Genomic DNA, 22,359 nt, shown 5'->3' with positions numbered 1-22,359 from the left:
TTCTTTAACATTATTTTTGATGACTATTTGTCAGTGTTAAATAGCCAGAGCCTGCTCTACCGCATTACCAACATAGGTGGCTGGTGTCAGCGCTTTTAGCTCGGCCTTTACATTGGCAGGAAGCTCCAGACCATCAATAAACGTTGCCAGAGTCGCTTTGGTAATGCCTTCCTGACCACGGGTCAGTGCTTTCAGCTTTTCATAAGGCTGTTCGATACCATAGCGGCGCATGACGGTTTGAATGGGTTCTGCCAGCACTTCCCAGGCGTTATCAAGGTCTTGCTGAAGACGGGCAGGGGAGGCTTCCAGCTTGCCAATGCCTTTCAGGGTCGCCGCGTATGCAATCAGACTCTGACCCAGACCAACGCCCATATTGCGCAGCACGGTGGAGTCCGTCAGATCGCGCTGCCAGCGGGACACCGGCAGTTTGGCAGCAAGATGCTGCATAATGGCGTTGGCGATGCCCAGGTTACCTTCAGAGTTTTCAAAATCAATCGGGTTGACTTTGTGGGGCATGGTGGAAGAGCCTACCTCACCGGCAACCGTCTTCTGCTTGAAATACCCCAGAGAGATATAGCCCCAGACATCCCGGTCAAAGTCGATCAGAATGGTGTTGAAACGACAGATGGCATCATAAAGCTCAGCAATGTAGTCGTGGGGTTCGATTTGGGTGGTGTAGGGGTTCCACTCCAGACCCAGACTGGTAACAAACTGCTCGGCATGTTCAGCCCAGTCCACTTCCGGGTAGGCCGACAGGTGGGCATTGTAGTTGCCGACAGCACCATTGATTTTTCCCATGGGGACAATGCTTTCGATGTGTTTCAGCTGACGCTTCAGGCGGTAAGCCACATTGGCCATCTCTTTGCCCAGGGTGGTCGGGGAGGCGGTCTGGCCGTGGGTTCTGGACAGCATGGGCTGGTCGGCATGGGTCCTGGCCAGCTGTTCAATGGCTGTGATGATGTTACGCATCTCAGGCAGCACGGCTTCGCTCATACCGGTTTTCAGCATCAGGCCATGGGCGAGGTTATTGATATCTTCCGATGTGCAGGCAAAATGGACAAACTCACTGATCGCTGACAGCTCATCATTACCCTGAAAGCGCTCTTTGATCAGGTATTCCACCGCTTTCACATCGTGGTTGGTGGTGCGCTCAATCTCTTTCACCCGCTCAGCTTCGGCCATGGAGAAACTACTGACCAGACTGTTCAGCAACTGGCTGGCTGGTTCAGACAGTGCCGGAACCTCGGTAATGGCAGAATGGCTGGCCAGAGATTGCAACCAGTGAACCTCCACCGCAACCCGAAAGCGGATCAGTCCATATTCACTGAAAATGGTTCTGAGGGATTGGGTCTTATCACCATAACGTCCATCAATGGGAGAGACGGCGGTCAGTGCATTCAGCTCCATGTTTTATGCCTTAAGCTCGGGGGAAAAGGGCGCATGATAACGGATCCCTCTGTCAGATTCTAATCATTGGCCGGTTGGCCTGAAGCAGAATGCTGATCAGGAGGGAGATCACAGGCAGTTTTCCGATGCAGTGGATGGGTCAGGCACCGGGAAGTGCCCTTTGAAATTCAGCTATTACAGTCGCTTGAGGCCATCAAGTAACTTGCTTCGGCTGATGAACAGGTGCCAGCGACTGCCACCACACTGACGCCAGAGGGCGGCAGAGCGGATACCGGCTAGCAGGATGGCTCTGATCCGGTTAGCGTTAACCGGGTTCTGCAGGTGACGCATATCGCCAGCCACCTGTATCCGGGTTTTAAAGGTGCTGATGGTATCCAGGTAGATGCTGGCCAGGCTGGCAATCACATTGTCATGCAGCATGCCAAAATGTTCGACCTGTTCTTTGGTTCTGTTGAGACGCTCACCGATGGTGTTCAGCATCTTCCGGTTACGACTCAGCTTTTTCTCAATGTGAATCAGGGCCAGGGCATAGCGGATAACATCCCCCTGAATCGCGGAGCTGTCCCTGCTTAACACGGACTCCAGGGTTTTTCGCCCCTTGGACAGACCATTGAAACCACCGTAAACTTGGGAGACATCATCCGGTGAGGTGACAAAAATACTGTGGATGGATGGGGTCAGAGCCTCTTCACTCCATTGCCCGGTCCTGGCCAGCTTGTCTACCAACTCTGCGGCCTGGAACACGCCAGATAATGCCGCCGCCTGGTCCTTTGTAGAATATCGCACCAATCTTCTTCTCTGGGATTTCCGTTGTCGTTGATAAGATTTTCAGGTTCGTGAAGGTCAAGCTGACGCTTGTGTTCGTGTTTCAATAACACCGCCGCCAAGGCAAACATTCTCACCATAAAGGTCATCATAAAAGACCACCGACTGGCCCGGGGTAACTGCCCGTTGCGGCTGATCAAAGATAACCCGGTAATCACCGCTGGCTTCCTGGGTAAGCGTGCAATCCTGATCCTGCTGGCGATAACGCACTTTTGCCTTGAGCTGACAGGGCATCTGTGGCGCTTTTCCTGAAACCCAGTCGATGTGCGAGCAGGTCAGGCTATCTGAGAAGAGCAGGGGGTGATCCTTGCCCTGGCCAGCGATTAGCACATTTCTTTCAAGGTCTTTATCAAGTACATACCAGGGCGCTTCATCGGCATTTTTCAGTCCGCCGATCCCAAGCCCCTGTCTCTGGCCAATGGTGTGGTACATCAAACCCGAGTGTTCACCAATCACCTTGCCATCTTCCGTTTCAATAACGCCAGGTTGTGCTGGCAGGTACTGCTGCAAAAAGTCCTTGAATCGGCGCTCGCCGATGAAGCAGATGCCGGTGCTGTCCTTTTTGTTATGGGTGATCAGACCGTGCTCTTCGGCAATGCGTCGAACTTCAGTTTTTTCCAGGTCACCGACCGGAAAGAGAGTGCGGGCAATCTGTTGTTCGCTTACCGCATGGAGGAAGTAGGTTTGATCTTTACTGTTATCAACCCCTTTCACCAGATAGCTATGACCATCACGATCCACACGACGGCAGTAATGCCCCATCGCTATGTAATCGCTGCCGAGGGTGAATGCGTAATCCAGAAAGGCTTTGAACTTGATCTCTTTATTGCACAGGATATCCGGATTCGGAGTTCTGCCGTTTTTGTATTCATTGAGAAAATGTTCGAAAACATTATCCCAGTATTCAGCGGCAAAATTGGCTTTATGTAAATGAATGCCAAGTTTGTCACAGACGGCCTGGGCATCGGCCAGATCGGTCATTGCGGTGCAGTATTCAGACCCGTCATCTTCCTCCCAGTTCTTCATAAAAAGTCCTTCCACCTGGTAGCCCTGCTGTTGCAGAAGCAAAGCGGATACGGACGAGTCAACACCGCCGGACATGCCAACAATCACTTTGGTTTGGGAGGGATGTTTTATCACTGGGGTATACTGCCACCTGTCAAAAATAGCTGGCCATTTTACCTTTCCCGCTAAATAAGCGCCATACCGATGGAAATTTATAGTGGTAAACGCAGATGGCGGTTTCGCTTTTGTAACAAAACTTCGTTTATTCCTGGCTAAGGATGGTATATGGTATACGCGTTTTTGTGCGGTCAGCTTGCCGTTGTCAGCAGTGCTTTTATCCTGCTGACACTGCTGTTGGATATGGCTGCATGCTTTAAATAACGACAAGAAGCGTTGAACCAGTCTTTGATCTGGCTAAACCGATGATTAGAGAACGGAGTTGATAATGGGATACCAAAAGATCAAGGTGCCTGCCAACGGTGACAAAATCACTGTCAACGAGGACCTCTCCCTGAATGTTCCCGATACCCCTGTCATACCTTATATTGAAGGTGACGGTATTGGTGCTGACGTTTCACCAGCAATGCTGAAAGTTGTTGATGCTGCTGTGAAGAATGCCTACAAAGGGCAGCGCAAAATCGAGTGGATGGAGGTTTTCTGCGGTGAGAAGGCTACTCAGGTTTACGACGATAACACCTGGCTTCCGGAAGAAACACTTGAGGCTCTCAAAGAGTATGTTGTCAGCATTAAAGGCCCACTGACAACGCCGGTTGGTGGTGGTATTCGCTCGCTGAACGTGGCTCTTCGTCAGGAGTTGGATCTGTTTGCCTGCATTCGTCCTGTGCGCTGGTTCAAGGGTGTGCCAAGCCCGGTAAAAGAGCCGGAAAAAACGGATATGGTGATCTTCCGTGAAAACTCGGAAGATATCTATGCAGGTATCGAGTGGCAGGCTGGCAGTGCTGAAGCCGAAAAGCTGATCAACTTCCTGCGCAATGACATGGGCGTTACCAAAATCCGGTTTGAGCAAGATTGTGGTATTGGGGTCAAGCCTGTTTCAAAAGAGGGCACCGAACGTCTGGTGAAGCAGGCAATTCAGTTTACCATCGATAACAACCGTAAATCCGTTACCCTGGTTCACAAGGGTAATATCATGAAGTTTACGGAAGGTGCCTTCAAGGATTGGGGCTATCAGACAGCTGTTGAATACTTTGGCGGCCAGCCTCTGGATGGTGGTCCATGGCATACTGTCAAAAACCCGAATACCGGTGAAGATATTGTTATCAAGGATGTGATTGCTGACGCTTTCCTGCAACAGATTCTCCTGCGCCCGGCAGAGTATGATGTCATTGCCACCCTGAACCTGAATGGTGACTACATTTCTGATGCGCTTGCTGCCCAGGTAGGTGGTATCGGTATTGCTCCTGGTGCCAATATCGGTGCGCCAACGGCCGTTTTTGAAGCCACCCACGGTACTGCTCCAAAGTATGCAGGCCAGGATAAGGTAAACCCGGGTTCCGTCATTCTTTCTGCTGAAATGATGCTTCGACACCTGGGTTGGAGTGAGGCGGCAGATCTCATTATCAAGGGTATGGATGGTGCTATCGGTGCCAAGACCGTTACCTATGATTTTGAGCGACTGATGGAGGGTGCAACGTTAGTCAAGTGCTCAGAGTTTGCCGATGAAATAATTAACCACATGTAAGTTTTCAGTTAACTTTTCATCAGTTAAAGCCGGAAATTCATTTCCGGCTTTAATATTTTATCCCCCCTTTTTTTATTGTACTTTCCACGTTTATCTCCTGTTGTTGTGAGTCGCCCGATCAATTTTCGAAAGTCGGTCATTGTGATTTGCTCCAGTATCTTTAGAATGAGAAGAGAAATCCTGGCAAATTTGTCAATTTCTTAGTAGGTGTGCACTAATTTATCTTCTGTCATCAAATGTCTGTAAACCGTGCCGATCAGTATTTTGTGCTCGTTGTTTTTATGATTAGCTTTTATGATTGGCAGTAGTAAATACTTGCGGTGCCCTGAGTGTGCTGTTGGTTACCAGACAGTTAAGTTACAAATCGAAGGTTGGCAGTCATAAAACCATGAGTAATCTCGAACTGTTTCGTCTAAGCTTGCAAAAAGAGGGAGAGGAACAGGAAGGTGATCTGAGCGTTGCAGTCGTTCCGGAAAAAACCAGACTGGCTCCCCCTCCCATGTATCAGGTCTTGCTCCTGAATGATGATTTTACACCAATGGATTTTGTTGTTGAGGTACTGGAGAAGTTTTTCAGTATGCCAGAAGGGAAGGCGACTCAAATTATGCTGATGGTACATACCCAGGGAAAAGCCGTTTGTGGTGTATACAGCAAGGATGTCGCGGAAACCAAGGCTCAGCAGGTTAATGAATATTCCAGAGAAAACGACCATCCCCTGCTGTGCAAGACAGAAAAGGCCGATTAGCGTTTTCAAGGTTACACCATATGCTTAACAAAGACCTCGAAGCAACACTGAATAATGCATTTAAAGACGCCCGCGATAATCGTCATGAATTTATGACGGTTGAGCATCTTTTACTTGCTTTGCTTGATAATGAATCCGCAGCCAGAGTCCTGGTTTCCTGCGGAATTGATCTTCATAAACTTCGCCAGGACCTCACTGAGTTTGTCAGCTCAACGACCCCATTAATCCCCGGCGATGACCATGAGCGTGAAACGCAGCCAACACTTGGCTTTCAGCGAGTACTGCAGCGTGCTGTTTTTCATGTGCAAAGCTCCGGTAAAAAGGAAGTGACCGGTGCTAATGTACTGGTCGCTATTTTCAGTGAGCAGGAAAGCCAGGCTGTCTACTTCCTGAAGCAACAAGATGTGGCCCGCATAGACGTTGTTAATTTTATTGCCCACGGAATATCCAAGACGCCGGGTCAGGAGCTCGAAGAGCTTGGTCATGATCTGTCTGATGATATGGAGCCGGAGAGCAACAGTGGTGGCAGCAGCAAGAACCCCCTCAAACTGTATGCCACTGATCTGAATGATCAGGCGCGTCTTGGCAGAATTGATCCCCTGGTTGGTCGGGCTGAAGAAGTAGAGCGGGTCTGCCAGATTCTTACCCGTCGCCGGAAAAACAACCCTTTGCTGGTTGGCGAGGCCGGGGTAGGGAAAACGGCCATTGCTGAAGGCCTGGCCCGTCGGATTGTTGATGGTGACGTGCCTGAGGTTTTGTCCAAGGCTGTTGTTTACTCCCTTGACCTGGGTTCGCTTCTGGCCGGGACCAAGTATCGTGGTGATTTTGAAAAGCGTTTCAAGCAGTTACTGAGTGAACTCAAGAAACTGGATCATGCGATTCTCTTTATCGATGAAATTCATACCATCATTGGTGCAGGTGCAGCTTCTGGCGGAGTGATGGATGCCTCAAACCTTCTGAAGCCAATGCTGACTTCCGGCGAGCTGCGCTGTATCGGTTCTACCACATTCCAGGAGTTTCGTGGGATCTTTGAAAAAGATCGGGCACTGGCAAGAAGATTCCAGAAAGTGGATATTGTCGAACCCAACGTTGAAGACACCTTCCAGATACTGCTGGGACTGAAGAAGAAATTCGAAGAGCATCATGCTATCAAGTATCAGGATGAAGCCCTGAAAGCGGCGGCCGAACTGGCAGACCGCTACATTAATGATCGTCATATGCCCGATAAAGCCATTGATGTTATTGATGAAGCAGGGGCGTATCAGCGGCTTCAGCCTGAGTCCGAACGGAAAAAAGTTATTGATGTCGATGATGTGGAAAGGATTGTCGCCAAGATGGCCAGGATTCCGCCAAAGTCTGTCTCTTCCTCTGACAAGGAATTGCTTGGCAAGCTTGAGCGCAATCTGAAAATGGTGGTGTTCGGACAGGACGAGGCGATCACTTCATTATCCACTGCTATCAAGCTTTCAAGAGCAGGCCTCAAGGCACCTGAAAAACCCGTTGGCTCCTTCCTGTTTTCCGGACCAACCGGTGTCGGCAAAACAGAAGTTTGTCGCCAACTGGCAAAGGCCCTGGGTATTGAGCTCGTGCGCTTTGATATGTCTGAGTATATGGAAGCCCACACTGTCTCACGCCTTATAGGGGCACCCCCGGGTTATGTCGGGTTTGACCAGGGCGGTCTGTTAACAGAGGCCATCAATAAAACGCCGCACTGTGTGCTGTTGCTCGATGAAATAGAGAAAGGCCACTCCGATGTGTTTAACCTGTTACTGCAGGTTATGGATCATGGCACCCTGACGGACAACAATGGTCGTAAGGCTGATTTCAGAAATGTGATTCTGATCATGACCACCAATGCCGGTGCTGAAAACATGACCAGAAGCTCCATGGGCTTTCTTGAGCAGGATCATACCACTGACGGCAATGAGGCCATTAAGAAAACCTTCACGCCTGAATTCAGAAATCGTCTGGACGCCATTATTCCTTTTGCCTCACTCAATGATGAAATTATCAAGCATGTGGTTGATAAATTCCTCACTGAACTCCAGGCTCAGCTGGATGAGAGGCGCGTGCAGCTGGATGTTGATGACAAGGCTCGCAGCTGGCTGGCGGAGAAAGGGTTTGATCGCCAGATGGGTGCAAGGCCTATGGGGCGGGTTATTCAGGAACACTTGAAAAAGCCCATGGCGGAACAGATTCTGTTCGGAAAGCTTGCCGAGCATGGTGGTAATGTAAAAGTAACCGTTCGCAAGGGAGAGTTGTACCTCAAGTTTGAGGCAGCGAAAAGCCGTGCTTCCGATCTGGAGGCAATTGATGGTGGGGCAGGTTAGAAGACAGCGGGTAGGTGCTCAGGGGTGAGCACCGCTGTTAGCGAGAACGGTAAGTGATACGGCCTTTCGTCAGGTCGTATGGCGTCAGTTCTACCTTTACCCGGTCGCCAGTCAGAATGCGGATGTAGTTCTTGCGCATTTTTCCGGAGATGTGCGCGGTAACAACATGGCCATTTTCCAGTTCTACACGAAACATCGTATTAGGAAGGGTGTCAATAACGACACCCTCCATTTCCAGACTCTCTTCTTTTGCCATTAAATAACTACCTCAAAGGGGTTGGTACGGCTTGGTTAAATTTGTTGGGCATTCTGCCTGAAAACAATTGGTAAAGCAAAGCACCCTTTACTGTCAGTCGTATTATTTCAGTTGTCGCCATTCCTGACTGACATAAAGCTCCAGAGGGCGGTATTCGATTTTGTAATTCATTTTCTGGCATTTCCGGATCCAATAACCCAGATGGAGATAGGGTAGCCCGAGTTTTCTGGCATGATCGATAAGCCATAAAATACAATATCGACCAGGGCTGCGTTGTGAGCAATCCGGATCGTAGAAGGTGTAAATTGCGGAAAGACTGCTGCGTAAATGATCTACCACCGATACTGCAAGCAGTTGTCCGTCCAGACGGAACTCATAAAATGCGGTAAATTCGGTGCTTTCAACCAGAAAAGAGGTGTACTGGTCAATCGTTGCAGGATACATATCACCATCCTGGTGGCATTGATTGATATACTTTTCATAGAGCAGATAATGCTCATCCTGAAAGTCAGCAGACACCTTGGCAACCCTGAGTGCAGAGTTGCGATTCCAGGTCTTTCGCTGCGTTCTTCTCATTTGAAAGGCATCTACAGGGATTCTTGCCGGTATGCAGGCCCTGCAGCGGTTGCAGTGTGGGCGGTAAATATGCTGGCCACTTCGTCGAAACCCAACGTCGGCAAGATCACTGCACAACTCTTTGTTCAGCGGAATTTCCGGATCCATAAATAGTGTGGTTGCCTGCTCCTCTGGCAGGTAACTGCATTCATGGGGTTGTGTGGCATAAAATTTGATATTTTTGTACTGGCTCATTATCGAAGGTCATTCCATTGCCATTCCTGTTTCCAGTCTGAACAGGAAGGTGTCTGTGAGCAATAGCGGTCCAAATAATCTACAAATCTGGATCTTGAAATCAATTTTGCCCCAAGAGAGTCCAAATGGTCTGAATAGACCTGACAATCAATCAGTTCAAACTGCCAGGCTAAAAGTTGTTCAGAAAGGGCTGCCATGGCGATTTTGGAAGTATTGCTCTCTCGGCTGAACATGGATTCCGCGAAAAAAATTCGCCCTTGAGCTACCCCATAAAGCCCTCCAACCAGCCTGTCTTCTTGCCAGACCTCAACAGAGTGTGCATGCCCGGCATCATGCAAAGCTGTGTAGGCGTCAATCATCTCATCGGTAATCCAGGTTCCTTCTGAGTCCCTGCGGATACTTGAGCAGGCCGTTATAACCGCTGCAAAGTCGTCATCAAAAGTAACCCGGTAGAGCTCTTTTCGCAGCAGCTTGCGTAATGATCTGGATAAATACAGCTCTCCCGGTTTCAACACCATTCGTGGGGAGGGTGACCACCATAAAATAGGATCGCCCTCATTAAACCAGGGAAAAATGCCTTGCTGGTAAGCCATTACCAAAGTGTCCACCGCAAGATTGCCCCCAATAGCCAAAAGCCCGTCCGGCTGTTTAAGCGCATGCTCAAGGGGAGGAAAGCTGATAACATGGTCCGGCAAAAGTGTTATTGTCTCAGGCATTGTCTAACGTGTTGTTTTATCAAGCTGTTGAGTGCATTGGTGCGGTATCAGGATTACTGCTCCCATCAGAATACCCTATAACCCGGGCTTAGCCCATGAATTTGCAAGTTGGCCATGTATGGCTGCAATTTGGTAAAAAATTCCCTGGACAGGCAAAGTTATCTGTTCATTTTTCAGATAAGCCTTTCAATATGTCTTTTTATGTATTAGACTCCGCCACCTAGTCTACTGATATTCTGCTTTTAACCAGCCGCTTAATGAAGAATAACTCATATCTTCTTAATATTTCTCTCGCTTCAGTGCGTAACTCTCGCGCTGGTGGAAGCTTTTTATTAATTCCTATCTTATAAAACTCCCCGGAGGTAATCGAATCTATGGGTACCCTGAGCATGGGCGGAAGCATTGATACAAGCAGTGAAATGGATATCATTGAACAGCAACGCCTGGCAGCTCTTATTGAAATTACAGAGCAACACAATCGGGAAGTAAGCCAGCTCAAATCGCGCCTGGAAACTGCCGAGAAGAAAGCTGAAAAAGCTGCTGCCCAGCTGAAAAACATGGAAAATGAACTGAAAGATCTGAGAGCCAGCAATCCTGATCGAATGAAGAAGCAGATCAAGCGTCTTCAGGAACAGAATCGCACGCTTACTGGTGAAAACAGTGGTCTGAAAACCAAACAAAAGCAGCTTACCCAGCAGCTGAATACTGCAACTCAGGAGCTTGAGCAGCTGAAGTCTGAAGAGGCTGAAGCAGAAACTGAGAAGGCGTAATTCCTAACCTGGATTACTGGTGACTCCTGGCAGTTCAGTAGGCATCCGGCAACCGCTTACCCCGTGCTTTGGGTTGTTGCCGGTAAGGCACCGCAAGCTTCTTGCAGGTATAGACTGCCTCGCAGGGTCTGTGCACTTTCTCCACAGCATGACCAGACAATTTGCATACCTGCATTTCTGATGCCATCCCCTTATATTTGAATTAGACTGAATTTCGGTTTTTATTCAATAACAGGAGTGCACGTATGAATGACTGGGTTTCCTGTCAGTATGACAGCATTGATCATATTGAAAAATCCTTCGACTTTAAAAAATACTCTCGAGCTTTGGCATTCTGTAACGCCATTGCCTGTCTGGCCGAATCTCATGTCCACCATCCGCGAATTGTTATTGAGTGGGGCAAGGTAACTATTGCCTGGGGAACCCATCAATCCGATGAGGGCAGTGGCGTTCTGGCTATTGATCGGGCATTGGCACAGCGTTGCGATACTTTATATGAACAGATGAATACCCCTGTTTCCTGATTCTTATAGCTCTGGGTATTCTGCCCAGAGTTCGCTCCGTCTCAGTTCATGAATCGGTGCCTGTGTCCTCATGTTTTGAGAGTGGTTCTCCTTGCTTAAAATCACACGCCCAAATGGCGAGTGTGAGCCGTGAGCTATTGATTTCTTTGAATTTCTCTTAATATTATAAAATGATCTTAATCTTCAATGGACGTATTTTGATTCTGAATCATACTTACGATGCTGGTTTGATCGACTTCCCCCTACGAACAGATCAGTCTAGGTCAGTAATGACCTTGGTACTTGGATTGTGTACCTATGTTTCACTCCTAATGGTCTTAGCCCGTGTCTTCTTCCCCCAGAAGCGCGGGTTTCTTTTTGGTTGCCTTTTATGTTTCAGCTCTTGATCCTCGTGGCTCTTAAAGATCTTTAGTTGGTCAGGCGAAGAGTAAGTTGGCCGTGTCTACTTTTGTCTGCATGAACGGCTTTTCGTTTGTTATGCATCAAAAACCTGGAAAATGATTAAATGGCAGCATGCGCCTGGAGTGATCAGTGAGTTGAAACAGAGCCGCTCTCACCACTGTTTTTCTTATCAGGAGAGAGGGGAGCCGCATCACCCAAAACCTCATGATCCACAGTGCTTTCTTTCTGTAGCTGCTCAATTTGCTGGGAAGACATATAAAAATCCGCTTCTCGACCCTCCAGAACCCGCTGACCATGCCAGGGCAATAGTCGATAATCTGCGTGATGACTGTAATCGAGAAATGGATACTTGATAATCTGAAAGTAGGGGGAGTAATCAAAGTCACGGGGCGTGCACAGCTTTGGATTTCGTTGAAAGAGTTGTACGCCGGCATCGCCATCGTGTTTAACCAGGGGCAGGATGGGAAAGTGGATAAAACTAAAAGCTTCAGCAATCATGGTTGAGCAGACGGTTTTTGTTTCCTGACCCGGAGAATGCTGAAATAACGAGGAGCCAAGTCTTCTGGGCAGGAAAGAGTAGGGGAAGAAGAACCGGGCAAGATCAAGAATCTGCCTGACATTGTAATCCATACCCAGGCGGCTGGTTGCGTAGTGTATGACTTTCTGGCTGTCACTGTAGCTCAGACCTTTAGGTCGGCATATCCGCAAATGCTCCCCTTCATAGTTTTTCAGGGGCTGGATGGCGGTACCGATTCCCAGTTCACTCTCAATAATCAGTTGTTCATCAGGGGAGCCGCCATAGGATTCACTGACAATCTGGCGAATTCTGTCATCCTCAATGTCGTGTAGTCGGCCAAGGTAGAGCATGGCATGGGACCAGGGGCTTTGAGTTGTTTGCTTAATAACCCGGCTGACTCTGGATCTTCCTTCAACCAACAGAACATCGCAGGGCTTAATTTCATGCCTGACACGTTCAAAATCACACAGGGGGCTTGTTCTTTCCTGAACGTTGTGGCTTAGCCAGTCTGTAAGGCATCCCGCAACCATTTTGAAGAGTTCCATACTCCAGTCCTGAGCCAATCTTTATTTCTTTATGTTAGCATTGGTTATTCTTGACATTATGAATTGAGATAAAATTGACATTTTTTCATGAGTACATCTGCTTGATGGCAAGCACCCTGAAAAACATCAAAAAGCTGTTATTACCAAATAAGGCATAATAATGGGCTGAATAGCCAGCAAGCATGGGAGTATGCTTTGTGAACAATGGATCAAAGCCGGAAAATATTGTGGCAAATCTGCAGTTTTTGAATAAGAAAAAAGGATTGCCTCCTGTACACAGTTGGAACCCTCCTTTCTGTGGTGATATTGATATGCGCATCAGTCGGGATGGCCGTTGGCACTACAATGGCTCCCCCATTGGCAGGGAATCAATGGTGAAGCTGTTTGCTTCAGTTCTCAGGCATGATGATGATGGCCATTACTACCTGGTTACTCCGGTAGAAAAAGTAAGAATCCAGGTGGATGATGCGCCATTTGTCGCGGTTTCTGCAGAGGTTCGTGATGGTGCGAATGGTCCTGAATACCTTTTTACCACCAATGTTGGTGATGAGGTAGTGCTAAGCAATGAACACGATCTGAAAATGATCAAAAGTATGAAAACCGGAGAATTTGTGCCTTATATCCGGGTTAGAGATCGACTGGATGCATTGGTAAATCGCAATGTGTTTTACCAGTTAGTGGCAGAGGCCGTTGAAACCCGGGTGACTGAGGGGATAGAGTTAAGCATTCGCAGTCAGGGGCAAAACTATTCCCTGGGAGTTGTTGAGGGTGGCTGAGCCACCCTCATTGCAGGAAAACTCACATGTTTGGATAATTCGGGCCGCCAGCACCTTCCGGGGCAATCCAGGTGATATTCTGAGCGGGATCCTTGATGTCACAGGTCTTACAGTGAACGCAGTTCTGGCTGTTGATCTGAAACCGGTTTTCTCCGCTATTCTCGTCCACCACAATCTCATAAACCCCGGCAGGGCAGTACCTTTGTGCTGGCTCATTATAAGCCGGAAGGTTTTGCTTAAGCGGAATGGTTGCGTCTTTAAGCTTCAGGTGACAAGGCTGATCCTCCTCGTGATTGGTATTCGAGAGGAACACTGAACTCAACCGGTCAAAGGTGATCACACCATCAGGTTTTGGATAGTTGATGGGGCTGGACTCTGCCGCTGGCTTGAGCTGGGCGTAATCCGCAGTGGTATCGTGCAGGGTGAATGGCAATTTGCCATTGAAAATATTGAGGTCTGCAAAGGCAAAGGCAGCACCAAAGATGTTACCAAATTTATGCATGGCCGGACCGAAGTTCCGCTGTTGATGCAGTTCTTTATAAAGCCAGGACGCTTTGAATGCCTCATCAAAGGATTCCAGTTTATTGCCGCCCTCAGAGCCTGCACTCACCGACTTGAACACTTCTTCTGCCGCAATCATGCCGGACTTCATGGCGGTATGGGAGCCTTTTATTTTGGCACCATTCATGGTTCCAGCGTCACAACCAATCAAGAGTCCGCCCGGAAAAGTCATCTCAGGTAATGACTGTGGCCCACCTTTGGCCAGTGCTCTTGCACCATAGGAAACCCGTTTTCCACCTTCCAGGTATTGTTTGATAACAGGGCTCTTTTTGAACCTCTGGAACTCTTCAAAGGGGCTAAGATGCGGATTTGAATAGCTCAAATCGGTAATAAGGCCCAGTACTACCTGATTATTCTCCAGATGGTAGAGGAATCCGCCACCGGTAGACCCGCTTTCAGCCAGTGGCCAGCCGGCAGTATGAACCACCAGGCCCTGTTGATGCTTCTCGGGTGCGATATCCCACAGCTCTTTAATGCCGATGCCGTAATGTTGAGGATCACGCCCTTCATCCAGCTTAAAATGGCTGATAAGTTGCTTGCCCAAATGCCCGCGGCATCCTTCGGAAAAGAGTGTGTATTTGGCGTGCAGCTCCATACCTGGCATAAAGCTGTCTTTCTCGTCACCGGAAGCTGAAATCCCCATATCTCCGGTGGCAATGCCCCTGACACTGCCATCGTCGTTAAACAGCACTTCCTGGGCGGGGAATCCCGGGAAAATTTCCACCCCAAGTGACTCGGCCTGCTCCGCCAGCCAGCGGGTGAGATTGCCGAGACTGATGATGTAATTGCCTTCATTGTGCATGGTTTTAGGCACAAACAGGTTGGGTACTTTTATGGATTTTTCTTCAGAACGAAGTACATAAATATCATCGGATGAAACCGGGGTATGTAACGGCGCACCCAGCTCTTTCCAATTGGGAAACAACTCGTTAAGCGCCGTTGGTTCAAAAACTGCCCCCGAGATGATATGAGCGCCAACTTCGGAGCCTTTTTCGACAACGCAGACACTGAGTTCTTTATCCTGCTCCTGAGACAATTGCATCAGCCGACAGGCGGCTGACAAGCCGGAAGGGCCTGCACCCACGATAACGACATCAAATGCCATGGATTCGCGTTCCATGATGAGCTTCCTCCCTGTCGGAGTGTTATTTTCAGAACGGTATTCAAACAACTGTTTGAAATTGCTTGGCATTATACTCAGTGTTTCCCCGAATGGACAACACGTCATTAGTTATTAATACCTATACCCGGAAATGTTCCGGCTGCTGAACAGCTGCTATCTTGTCCTCAACAGCTATTCTGCCATCAGCAGAATCAGGTGTATTTCCGATGATGCATAGTAACAGACACCTGTCTTAAATAAGAATATCTGAGTGAACTGACTGAAACATACGTTTGAACCCTTATTGACGTACTGGTAGACTGCGCTCCAGCAGATGTGTGAACACAGGTTTCTGAATGATAATAAAATTTGTCTGTCCGGTTGTTCGTTATCTGCTCGACAATTCAAGACCAAGCCAATAACGAGAAGGGAAGGCTGCGAACTCATGAAAATATTAGTAGCCGTCAAAAGAGTCATTGACTATAACGTCAAGGTTCGAGTGAAGGCGGATAACACTGACGTCGATCTCACCAACGTCAAAATGGCAATCAACCCTTTCTGTGAAATTGCTGTTGAAGAAGCAGTAAGACTCAAAGAGAAAGGTGTCGCTACAGAAATCGTTGCCGTATCCCTTGGTGCCAAAGAGTGCCAGGAGCAGATACGAACAGCGCTGGCTCTTGGTGCAGACCGAGGCATTCAGGTTCAGACTGATCAGCCCCTGGGTTCCCTGGCAGTTGCCAAACTGCTTAAGGCCATTGTGGATGAAGAAAAGCCTGACCTTGTTCTTTTGGGTAAGCAATCCATCGACAGTGACAATGGCCAGACCGGTCAGATGCTTGCGGCACTTGCCGGTATGTCTCAGGCAACCTACGCCTCAGAAGTCAATGTTGACGGTGATAACGTTAATGTTACCCGTGAAGTGGACGGCGGTTTACAGACGTTAAGCCTGAAGCTGCCCGCAGTGATTACCACGGATTTGCGTCTGAATGAGCCGCGTTACGCATCACTGCCCAACATTATGAAAGCCAAGCGTAAGCCTCTGGATGTCAAATCACCAGAAGATCTCGGTGTATCAGTGTCGTCTACTTTAACGACGATCAAAGTAGAACCACCGGCTGAACGACAGGCGGGTATCAAGGTGTCCAGCGTGGATGAGCTGGTAGAAAAATTAAAAAATGAGGCGAAGGTGATCTAATGGCCATATTAGTCGTTGCTGATCATGATAACAGCACGCTCGGAGCGGGAACTCTGAACACGGTTGCAGCTGCCACCGCAATCGGGGGAGAGATTCACCTGCTGGTTGCAGGGTCCGGGTGTAGCGGAGTTGCAGAGCAGGCCTCCGCAGTAGCGGGTGTATCAAAAGTCTTGCTGGCCGAGAATGCTGCACTGGAAAACCGACTGGCAGAAAATGTCAGCCTGCTGGTTGCTGAACTGGGCAAGGATTACTCTCACGTACTGGCATCCACCTCAACCGATGCCAGAAATATGATGCCACGGGTGGCAGCTTTACTGGATGTTGATCAGATATCTGACATCATCCGTGTGGAAAGCGAAGATACCTTTGCTCGTCCGATCTACGCCGGTAATGCCATTGCCACGGTTCAGTCCAGTGCATCTATCAAGGTTATTACCGTTCGGAACACAGGTTTTGACCCGGTTTCTGCGGAAGGTGGATCTGCCAGTGTAGAAACCGTCGCCAGCAGTCATGATGCGGGAGTGTCGAGCTTTGTCAGCGAAGAGCTGGCTCAGTCTGACCGTCCTGAGCTGGCGGCTGCGGACATCATTGTGTCCGGTGGTCGTGGCATGGGTAATGGAGAGAACTTCGAGTTACTTTACAAAGTAGCGGACAAGCTTGGCGCTGCAGTCGGTGCTTCCCGTGCTGCCGTGGATGCTGGCTATGTACCCAATGACATGCAGGTCGGACAAACCGGTAAGATTGTTGCTCCCAAGCTGTACGTCGCCGTTGGTATCTCCGGAGCCATTCAGCATCTGGCTGGAATGAAGGACAGTAAAGTCATTGTTGCTATCAACAAAGATGAAGAAGCGCCCATATTCCAGGTTGCAGACTATAGTCTGGTAGCAGACCTGTTTGAAGCTATTCCGGAACTTGAAGGCAAGCTCTGATCAATAGGGCAGCTGCCTTTTAAAAAAAATACCACTTTCTTTGAAAGTGGTATTTTTCTACTGGTTTTATGCCTTTTTTTTCTCCCGGGGTTTTAAGCCCCATCAACTCTGTGCATAATCTTTCACAATAAAACGATAAGAAACATACCGGAGTAGATTTTGATACGAGTTCTGGTTGCGGATGATCATGATTTGGTGAGAACTGGAATTTCTCGCATGTTAGCTGATGTTGAGGGTATTGAAATTGTAGCCCAGGCTGTCAGCGGTGAAGATGCTATCAGCCTTTATCGGGAACTCACTCCGGATGTCACGTTAATGGATGTCAGAATGCCCGGCATTGGCGGGCTCGAAGCCACCCGGAAAATCTGCCAGATCAACCCTCATGCAAAAATCATTGCCGTAACCGTCTGTATGGATGACCCATTTCCCACCAGGCTGCTTGAAGCCGGCGCGTCAGGTTACGTCACCAAAAGTTCAAATATTACCGAAATGGTTACAGCCATTCGCACGGTATTTACCGGAAAGAAATACATTTCCCCGGAAATTGCCCAGCAAATGGCTTTGAAAGCTATAGAGCCAGACAGCGCGTCACCCTTCAATCAGCTCTCTCATCGCGAAATGCAAATAGCTCTTATGATTGTTAATTGCGAGAAAGTACAGACCATATCCGATAAGTTATGCCTTAGTCCCAAAACGGTGAATAGCTATCGCTACCGGATGTTTGAAAAGCTGAATATCACCAGTGATGTCGAGCTGACACACCTGGCTATTCGCCATGACCTGGTAGATACCATAGAGTGAACGCTGCCTTACAGGCTCTGATGAACCTCTTGTTGAGTTCCTTTCGCTACTCCCGGTGCTGATGCCCGAAAATCCTGTTACCTGTACTGAAAAATGCAGGCTTATTCGTTTCTACCGCGCTGTGAAGATATAATGAGCAGGTGATTTGATAACCGTTGTCTGGTGGTTCATGACAGGTAGTGAAGAAAGCAAAAAGTTTGATCACAAATCATTTCTGGAAAAGGTGTCGAGCCGTCCGGGGGTCTATGATATGCGTGATCACAGTGGCAAAACACTCTATATCGGTAAAGCGAAAAATCTTAAAAATCGTCTCTCAAGCTACTTCCGGGCAACCGGCCTTACCACCAAAACCATGGCTTTGGTAAGCAAGATTGCTGATATTCAACTGACGATTACCCACACTGAAACTGAGGCGCTGCTGCTTGAGCAAAACCTGATAAAAGACAGAAAGCCACCCTACAACATTTTGCTGAGGGACGATAAGTCATACCCCTATATCTATATTTCCGGAGATGATGATTTCCCCAGGATGGACTCCTGTCGTGGACGTAAACGACAGAAAGGCCAGTATTTTGGGCCTTACCCCAGTAGCGGAGCGGTTCGGGAAAGCCTGCACCTGCTGCAGAAGATTTTTAAGATACGTCAGTGTACTGACATCTATTTCAACAATAGAACCCGGCCCTGCCTGCAATATCAAATCAACCGTTGCAAGGCCCCCTGTGTTGGCCTGGTCTCAAAAGAAGAGTACCAGCAGGATCTTGAGGATACCCGGCAATTCCTGGATGGCAAAAACCAGCAGTTAATTCGTTCGCTGATAAAGCGCATGGAAGATGCTGCGGAATCCCTGGATTTTGAAGAGGCGGCGGCAACCCGGGATAAAATCAACCACCTCCGGGCTGTTCAGGAACAGCAGACGGTGACCAAATCGGCCGGTGATATTGATGTGATCGGGTTTGCCCAAATGGGTGGCAATACCTGTTTTGACGTGCTCTTTGTTCGTTCTGGCAGGTTGCTTGGCCATAAATATTACTTTCCTGATTTTAAGCTGGAAGCTGAACGGTCTGATTACCTGGAAGATTTTATGGCCCAGTTCTATGTCAGGCTGTTTGCCAGTCGTGATTTTCCCGAGGAGATCGTGGTTCCGTTTGAGCTGGCCGGTGCAGATACTATTGAGGACGCGATCCAGGCTGTTTCTGGCAAGAAAATCAAGATCAAGGACAAGGTACGTTCTGAACGGCACGATTGGTTAGGCCTGGCCAATAAAAATGCGCAGCAGAATCTTGAAAGTCACCTGGCGAGCAAGAGCCATTTAAACCAGCGATACGCACAACTTAAGGGTTTACTGGACATTGAGCAACCCATCCTGCGTATGGAGTGTTTCGATATCAGCCATACCATGGGGGAGGCAACTGTTGCATCCTGTGTGGTATTTGGTCCGGAAGGGCCGGTGTTCAGTGAATACCGTCGTTACAATATAACTGGTATAGAGCCCGGGGATGATTATGCCGCCATGGCGATGGCTCTTGATAAGCGTTATCAGAAACTGGCGGAGGCAAATGCAGGGGAGGGGGTCAGGCCGGATCTTATCATTATTGATGGGGGTAAGGGGCAGTTAGGAAAGGCGTCGGAGGTGATGACCAGGCTGCAATTGCCCATTCCCCTGCTTGGGGTTGCCAAGGGAGTAACCCGAAAGCCCGGGCTTGAAACACTGATTTACCAGGATCAGGAGCTCAACCCCGAAGGTGCTGACGCAGCATTGCTGTTGATACAACAGATCCGGGATGAAGCACACCGCTTTGCCATCACCGGGCATCGACAGCGCAGGCAAAAGGCCAGAAACCGTTCCGTGCTGGAAGATATTCCGGGTATTGGCAGCAAAAGGCGATCAGCTCTATTGAAGTTTTTTGGTGGTCGTGAAGGCGTGAGTGGTGCAACCATCGAAGAATTGAAGAAAGTTGAGGGTATCAGTCTGAAGCTGGCGCAGCAGATACATGAATATTTTCATAATGACTAGCACCGAAGAGCAGGACTGTGTACCGTATGCCCTGCTTTGATTTCTGGGATCATCCCGAAAGAGTAAGGCGATATGTCAAACCGTCCCAATAACGTCCCAAGGCTGCCAGCTGAATGCTTTATGGCCTTACAGCACAAGGGCTTAATTAAGTAGTTATGAACGTCCCGAATTTTCTAACACTAACACGAATTGTTCTGGTCCCATTTCTCGTCGTTATTTTTTATCTCCCATTTGAGTGGAGTTACCTTGCCTGTGCTGGAATATTTGCTTTCGCTGCCGCAACGGACTGGTTTGATGGGTATCTTGCCCGTCGGCTCAATCAGACAACCCCTTTCGGGGCATTCTTTGACCCGGTTGCTGATAAAATAATGGTTGCCACGGCGCTGTGCCTGCTGATTGATGAGTTTCGTGCCTTCTGGATGACGGTGCCGGCTCTGATCATTATTGGTCGGGAGATCGTCATCTCGGCCCTGAGAGAGTGGATGGCTGAACTGGGTAAGCGGACCAGTGTTGCCGTGAGCATGATCGGTAAGGCGAAAACCATGGCTCAAATGGCAGCCATTACCTTACTGCTATTATCACCAGTGCCTGTTGATTCCTGGATTGGTTTACTTGGTATTGTTTTGCTGTACATTTCAGCAATTCTGACACTATGGTCCATGTATATTTATCTGAAGGCTGCCTGGCCAGATCTTTCTCCGTTCAATAAGCCTGACTGATGTGACGGAAAGCGGTTGACATCAAAGCAAAAAAACCTAAAATACGCTTCGTGTTCGGGCGCTGGCAGGCAGTTAGCCAAAGTCGTCTAGCACTGGTTCTTGATTATCGATTGCCGATTGTTGATTATCAAAAAAAAGCGTGCGGGAATAGCTCAGTTGGTAGAGCGCAACCTTGCCAAGGTTGAGGTCGCGAGTTCGAACCTCGTTTCCCGCTCCAATTATTCCGTTTATGTGATTCAATTGCATAAATACGAGCACGATACATTGATGCTTTCAATGTTCAGGTTTGTCTCTTGCATCAAGAACAAGCCAGGCTCAAGATTTTGGCGAGTTAGCAAAGCGGTTATGCAGTGGACTGCAACTCCATTTAGACCGGTTCGACTCCGGTACTCGCCTCCAGAATAAAATTGCAGGCTGAGCCTGTTTTTTTATGCTTTTACTCTGTACTATTCAAGTACTGCCCGAGTGGTGAAATTGGTAGACACAAGGGACTTAAAATCCCTCGATCGCAAGATCGTGCCGGTTCGAGTCCGGCCTCGGGCACCATCCATATTTCTTCTTTTTAGAAGGGCGAGTTAGCAAAGCGGTTATGCAGTGGACTGCAACTCCATTTAGACCGGTTCGACTCCGGTACTCGCCTCCATTTCTTTTTCCCTTCTGTTAAAAAAAGAAAGAGCTCCAGCGACCGGGGAATTTCTTTTTATCCCTGATAAATTCCAGAAGTGTGGTCAGTGGCATGTGCTTCAATGACTCTCTGGCCTCCCGAAACCCATCGCCATAAATTGGGTCAGCACTTTGCTCTAGCTGCTTTTTTCTGAATTCAGCATCTTTGGTATTAAGGTTTTTTAACCAGATATACTCCATTAATACGCACATTCCTTCCTCTACCTTCAGTGGCAGATTTTCATAATAATTGTAAAAAAACCAGGCATGGGTGAGTTCATGAATCATGACGGTTCGGAAATGTTCTTCCGGCAGATTGATCTGGATTAAAATGCAGTCAAAATTTCTGGCTAATATCTGTCCTTTCCGGTGGGTTGTTGTGGTTCGGGTAACTCCCAGAATGGGGTGATTATCATGAAAGTCGTGATGACTGGCGTCATTTAGCTCATCGCGGCCGCAGAGTTTTACAGGCGTCTGTGTCGAGTTCAGGCTAAGTCCAACCGATGCCAGGGCTGAGCGCATTTCAATAGCAATGCGGTCGGCGCGCTCCTGGGTGGAAACGCCATTGAGGCTGCATTTGTTGCAGATAACAACCCCGTCGGGATACTGCATACCGCCATTGGTGAGATTGTCACAAACAAGCCGGCTGCAGCTGGAACACTCCGGATGCCCATCATGGTTATTGCAAAAAGCATTGCCCCAGAAATCCACAAAGTAGTTTCTGGTGAGAGGGTTCCGACAGACAGAGCAGAGTGGGGCGGTCTGCTTTTGGGCACAAACCGGGTGCCAGGCCATTTTATCAAGTTCTACATAGTTTCCCTTGACGGGCTTTCTGCAACTCGGACACCTCAGGCAGTCAGGATGAAAGGCCTGGTTCCGGAATACGACAAAAGCCTTTCCTGCAAATGGCTTCCTGCAGCCACTGCACCTGAAACACCCCGGGTGCCAGCGCATGCCCATTGCCTTAACGCATTGGCCCTTGAGTGGTTTTTTACAGCCCTGGCAATAGTTCATGACCTTCCCTGATGTATGAGTAATCAGTCCC

At 48.6% G+C, this 22,359-nt stretch carries 21 protein-coding genes, 4 tRNA genes and 1 pseudogene; 15 read left to right on the top strand and 11 right to left on the bottom strand.

Features of this window, described 5'->3' with window-relative positions; translation table 11 throughout:
* Positions 1 to 36 precede the first annotated feature (36 nt).
* The 3 genes from purB to mnmA all read right to left on the bottom strand — a co-directional run bounded on the left by purB (position 37) and on the right by mnmA (position 3,369).
* Positions 37 to 1,407 (bottom strand): adenylosuccinate lyase, encoded by a 1,371-nt coding sequence (gene purB, locus ACO6UX_RS03645; RefSeq protein WP_422444955.1) that lies wholly within the window; start codon positions 1,405 to 1,407, stop codon positions 37 to 39.
* A 174-nt stretch (positions 1,408 to 1,581) separates the two neighbouring features.
* On the bottom strand, positions 1,582 to 2,193 hold the full coding sequence (hflD, locus tag ACO6UX_RS03640; RefSeq protein ID WP_422444953.1) for a high frequency lysogenization protein HflD: 612 nt from the start codon (positions 2,191 to 2,193) through the stop codon (positions 1,582 to 1,584).
* Between the two features lie 57 nt (positions 2,194 to 2,250).
* Complete coding sequence (mnmA, locus tag ACO6UX_RS03635; protein WP_422446127.1) at positions 2,251 to 3,369, bottom strand: tRNA 2-thiouridine(34) synthase MnmA; 1,119 nt, start codon at positions 3,367 to 3,369, stop codon at positions 2,251 to 2,253.
* 313 nt (positions 3,370 to 3,682) lie between these two features.
* Here mnmA and icd point away from each other — a divergent pair, with 313 nt between their 5' ends.
* The 3 genes from icd (at position 3,683) to clpA (ending at position 8,014) form a co-directional block, all read left to right on the top strand.
* Complete coding sequence (gene icd, locus ACO6UX_RS03630) at positions 3,683 to 4,939, top strand: NADP-dependent isocitrate dehydrogenase (RefSeq protein WP_422444951.1); 1,257 nt, start codon at positions 3,683 to 3,685, stop codon at positions 4,937 to 4,939.
* 388 nt (positions 4,940 to 5,327) lie between these two features.
* Positions 5,328 to 5,684, top strand: coding sequence for an ATP-dependent Clp protease adapter ClpS (gene clpS / locus ACO6UX_RS03625; protein WP_101748546.1), 357 nt, complete (start codon positions 5,328 to 5,330; stop codon positions 5,682 to 5,684).
* A gap of 20 nt (positions 5,685 to 5,704) precedes the next feature.
* Positions 5,705 to 8,014: an ATP-dependent Clp protease ATP-binding subunit ClpA gene (gene clpA / locus ACO6UX_RS03620; RefSeq protein WP_422444949.1), complete on the top strand. Its 2,310-nt coding sequence runs from the start codon at positions 5,705 to 5,707 to the stop codon at positions 8,012 to 8,014.
* 37 nt (positions 8,015 to 8,051) lie between these two features.
* Here the strand turns inward: clpA and infA are convergent, their stop codons facing one another.
* The 3 genes from infA to aat all read right to left on the bottom strand — a co-directional run bounded on the left by infA (position 8,052) and on the right by aat (position 9,796).
* On the bottom strand, positions 8,052 to 8,270 hold the full coding sequence (gene infA / locus ACO6UX_RS03615; RefSeq protein WP_020583463.1) for a translation initiation factor IF-1: 219 nt from the start codon (positions 8,268 to 8,270) through the stop codon (positions 8,052 to 8,054).
* A 102-nt stretch (positions 8,271 to 8,372) separates the two neighbouring features.
* Positions 8,373 to 9,080 carry an arginyltransferase gene (locus tag ACO6UX_RS03610; protein WP_422444946.1) on the bottom strand — a complete coding sequence of 236 codons (708 nt, stop codon included), beginning with the start codon at positions 9,078 to 9,080 and terminating at the stop codon, positions 8,373 to 8,375.
* Positions 9,080 to 9,796, bottom strand: coding sequence for a leucyl/phenylalanyl-tRNA--protein transferase (gene aat, locus ACO6UX_RS03605; protein ID WP_422444944.1), 717 nt, complete (start codon positions 9,794 to 9,796; stop codon positions 9,080 to 9,082). Before aat ends, ACO6UX_RS03610 begins: the two co-directional genes overlap by 1 nt.
* A 374-nt stretch (positions 9,797 to 10,170) precedes the next feature.
* Here aat and ACO6UX_RS03600 point away from each other — a divergent pair, with 374 nt between their 5' ends.
* The gene (locus tag ACO6UX_RS03600; protein WP_066016598.1) at positions 10,171 to 10,566 is read left to right on the top strand and encodes a hypothetical protein; all 396 of its coding nucleotides are present in this window, start codon (positions 10,171 to 10,173) and stop codon (positions 10,564 to 10,566) included.
* 34 nt (positions 10,567 to 10,600) lie between these two features.
* On the opposite strand, the gene ACO6UX_RS03595 is transcribed toward ACO6UX_RS03600, so the two are convergent.
* The gene (locus ACO6UX_RS03595) at positions 10,601 to 10,726 is read right to left on the bottom strand and encodes a hypothetical protein (RefSeq protein WP_422444942.1); all 126 of its coding nucleotides are present in this window, start codon (positions 10,724 to 10,726) and stop codon (positions 10,601 to 10,603) included.
* 85 nt (positions 10,727 to 10,811) lie between these two features.
* On the opposite strand from ACO6UX_RS03595, the gene ACO6UX_RS03590 reads away from it, so the two are divergent.
* Complete coding sequence (locus ACO6UX_RS03590) at positions 10,812 to 11,090, top strand: 4a-hydroxytetrahydrobiopterin dehydratase (protein ID WP_422444940.1); 279 nt, start codon at positions 10,812 to 10,814, stop codon at positions 11,088 to 11,090.
* Between the two features lie 528 nt (positions 11,091 to 11,618).
* Here ACO6UX_RS03590 and ACO6UX_RS03585 read toward each other — a convergent pair.
* Positions 11,619 to 12,554, bottom strand: a complete 936-nt coding sequence (locus tag ACO6UX_RS03585) for a YiiX/YebB-like N1pC/P60 family cysteine hydrolase (RefSeq protein ID WP_422444938.1) — start codon at positions 12,552 to 12,554, stop codon at positions 11,619 to 11,621.
* A gap of 182 nt (positions 12,555 to 12,736) precedes the next feature.
* Between ACO6UX_RS03585 and ACO6UX_RS03580 the strand changes: the two genes are divergently transcribed.
* A complete protein-coding gene (locus ACO6UX_RS03580; protein ID WP_422444936.1) occupies positions 12,737 to 13,330 on the top strand; it encodes a DUF1285 domain-containing protein in 594 nt (197 codons plus the stop codon).
* 22 nt (positions 13,331 to 13,352) lie between these two features.
* Here ACO6UX_RS03580 and ACO6UX_RS03575 read toward each other — a convergent pair whose 3' ends face one another.
* Positions 13,353 to 15,011, bottom strand: a complete 1,659-nt coding sequence (locus tag ACO6UX_RS03575) for an electron transfer flavoprotein-ubiquinone oxidoreductase (RefSeq protein ID WP_422444934.1) — start codon at positions 15,009 to 15,011, stop codon at positions 13,353 to 13,355.
* Between the two features lie 427 nt (positions 15,012 to 15,438).
* Between ACO6UX_RS03575 and ACO6UX_RS03570 the strand changes: the two genes are divergently transcribed.
* The 9 genes from ACO6UX_RS03570 (at position 15,439) to ACO6UX_RS03530 (ending at position 21,294) form a co-directional block, all read left to right on the top strand.
* Positions 15,439 to 16,188, top strand: a complete 750-nt coding sequence (locus tag ACO6UX_RS03570) for an electron transfer flavoprotein subunit beta/FixA family protein (protein WP_422444932.1) — start codon at positions 15,439 to 15,441, stop codon at positions 16,186 to 16,188.
* Positions 16,188 to 17,117, top strand: a complete 930-nt coding sequence (locus tag ACO6UX_RS03565) for an electron transfer flavoprotein subunit alpha/FixB family protein (protein WP_422444930.1) — start codon at positions 16,188 to 16,190, stop codon at positions 17,115 to 17,117. Before ACO6UX_RS03570 ends, ACO6UX_RS03565 begins: the two co-directional genes overlap by 1 nt.
* Before the next feature lie 159 nt (positions 17,118 to 17,276).
* Positions 17,277 to 17,918 carry a UvrY/SirA/GacA family response regulator transcription factor gene (gene uvrY, locus ACO6UX_RS03560; protein ID WP_422444928.1) on the top strand — a complete coding sequence of 214 codons (642 nt, stop codon included), beginning with the start codon at positions 17,277 to 17,279 and terminating at the stop codon, positions 17,916 to 17,918.
* Positions 17,919 to 18,087: 169 nt separating this feature from the next.
* The gene (uvrC, locus tag ACO6UX_RS03555) at positions 18,088 to 19,932 is read left to right on the top strand and encodes an excinuclease ABC subunit UvrC (RefSeq protein WP_422444926.1); all 1,845 of its coding nucleotides are present in this window, start codon (positions 18,088 to 18,090) and stop codon (positions 19,930 to 19,932) included.
* A 155-nt stretch (positions 19,933 to 20,087) separates the two neighbouring features.
* Positions 20,088 to 20,651: a CDP-diacylglycerol--glycerol-3-phosphate 3-phosphatidyltransferase gene (gene pgsA, locus ACO6UX_RS03550; protein WP_422444924.1), complete on the top strand. Its 564-nt coding sequence runs from the start codon at positions 20,088 to 20,090 to the stop codon at positions 20,649 to 20,651.
* Positions 20,652 to 20,792: 141 nt separating this feature from the next.
* Positions 20,793 to 20,868: transfer RNA gene (locus ACO6UX_RS03545), tRNA-Gly, on the top strand.
* 108 nt (positions 20,869 to 20,976) lie between these two features.
* Positions 20,977 to 21,050: transfer RNA gene (locus tag ACO6UX_RS03540), tRNA-Cys, on the top strand.
* Between the two features lie 60 nt (positions 21,051 to 21,110).
* Positions 21,111 to 21,197, top strand: a tRNA-Leu gene (locus tag ACO6UX_RS03535).
* A gap of 23 nt (positions 21,198 to 21,220) precedes the next feature.
* Positions 21,221 to 21,294: transfer RNA gene (locus ACO6UX_RS03530), tRNA-Cys, on the top strand.
* Positions 21,295 to 21,311: 17 nt separating this feature from the next.
* On the opposite strand, the gene ACO6UX_RS03525 is transcribed toward ACO6UX_RS03530, so the two are convergent.
* Both ACO6UX_RS03525 and ACO6UX_RS03520 read right to left on the bottom strand, forming a co-directional pair.
* Positions 21,312 to 21,926 (bottom strand): protein DA1, encoded by a 615-nt coding sequence (locus tag ACO6UX_RS03525; RefSeq protein WP_422446125.1) that lies wholly within the window; start codon positions 21,924 to 21,926, stop codon positions 21,312 to 21,314.
* 213 nt (positions 21,927 to 22,139) lie between these two features.
* A pseudogene (locus ACO6UX_RS03520) lies at positions 22,140 to 22,268 on the bottom strand (LIM domain-containing protein); the annotation flags it as partial.
* Positions 22,269 to 22,359 lie beyond the last annotated feature (91 nt).

The organism is Endozoicomonas sp. ALB091 (assembly GCF_049310265.1).
In the GTDB taxonomy this organism is placed as follows: Bacteria; Pseudomonadota; Gammaproteobacteria; order Pseudomonadales; family Endozoicomonadaceae; genus Endozoicomonas.
This window is presented reverse-complemented; position numbering and strand designations above follow the sequence as displayed.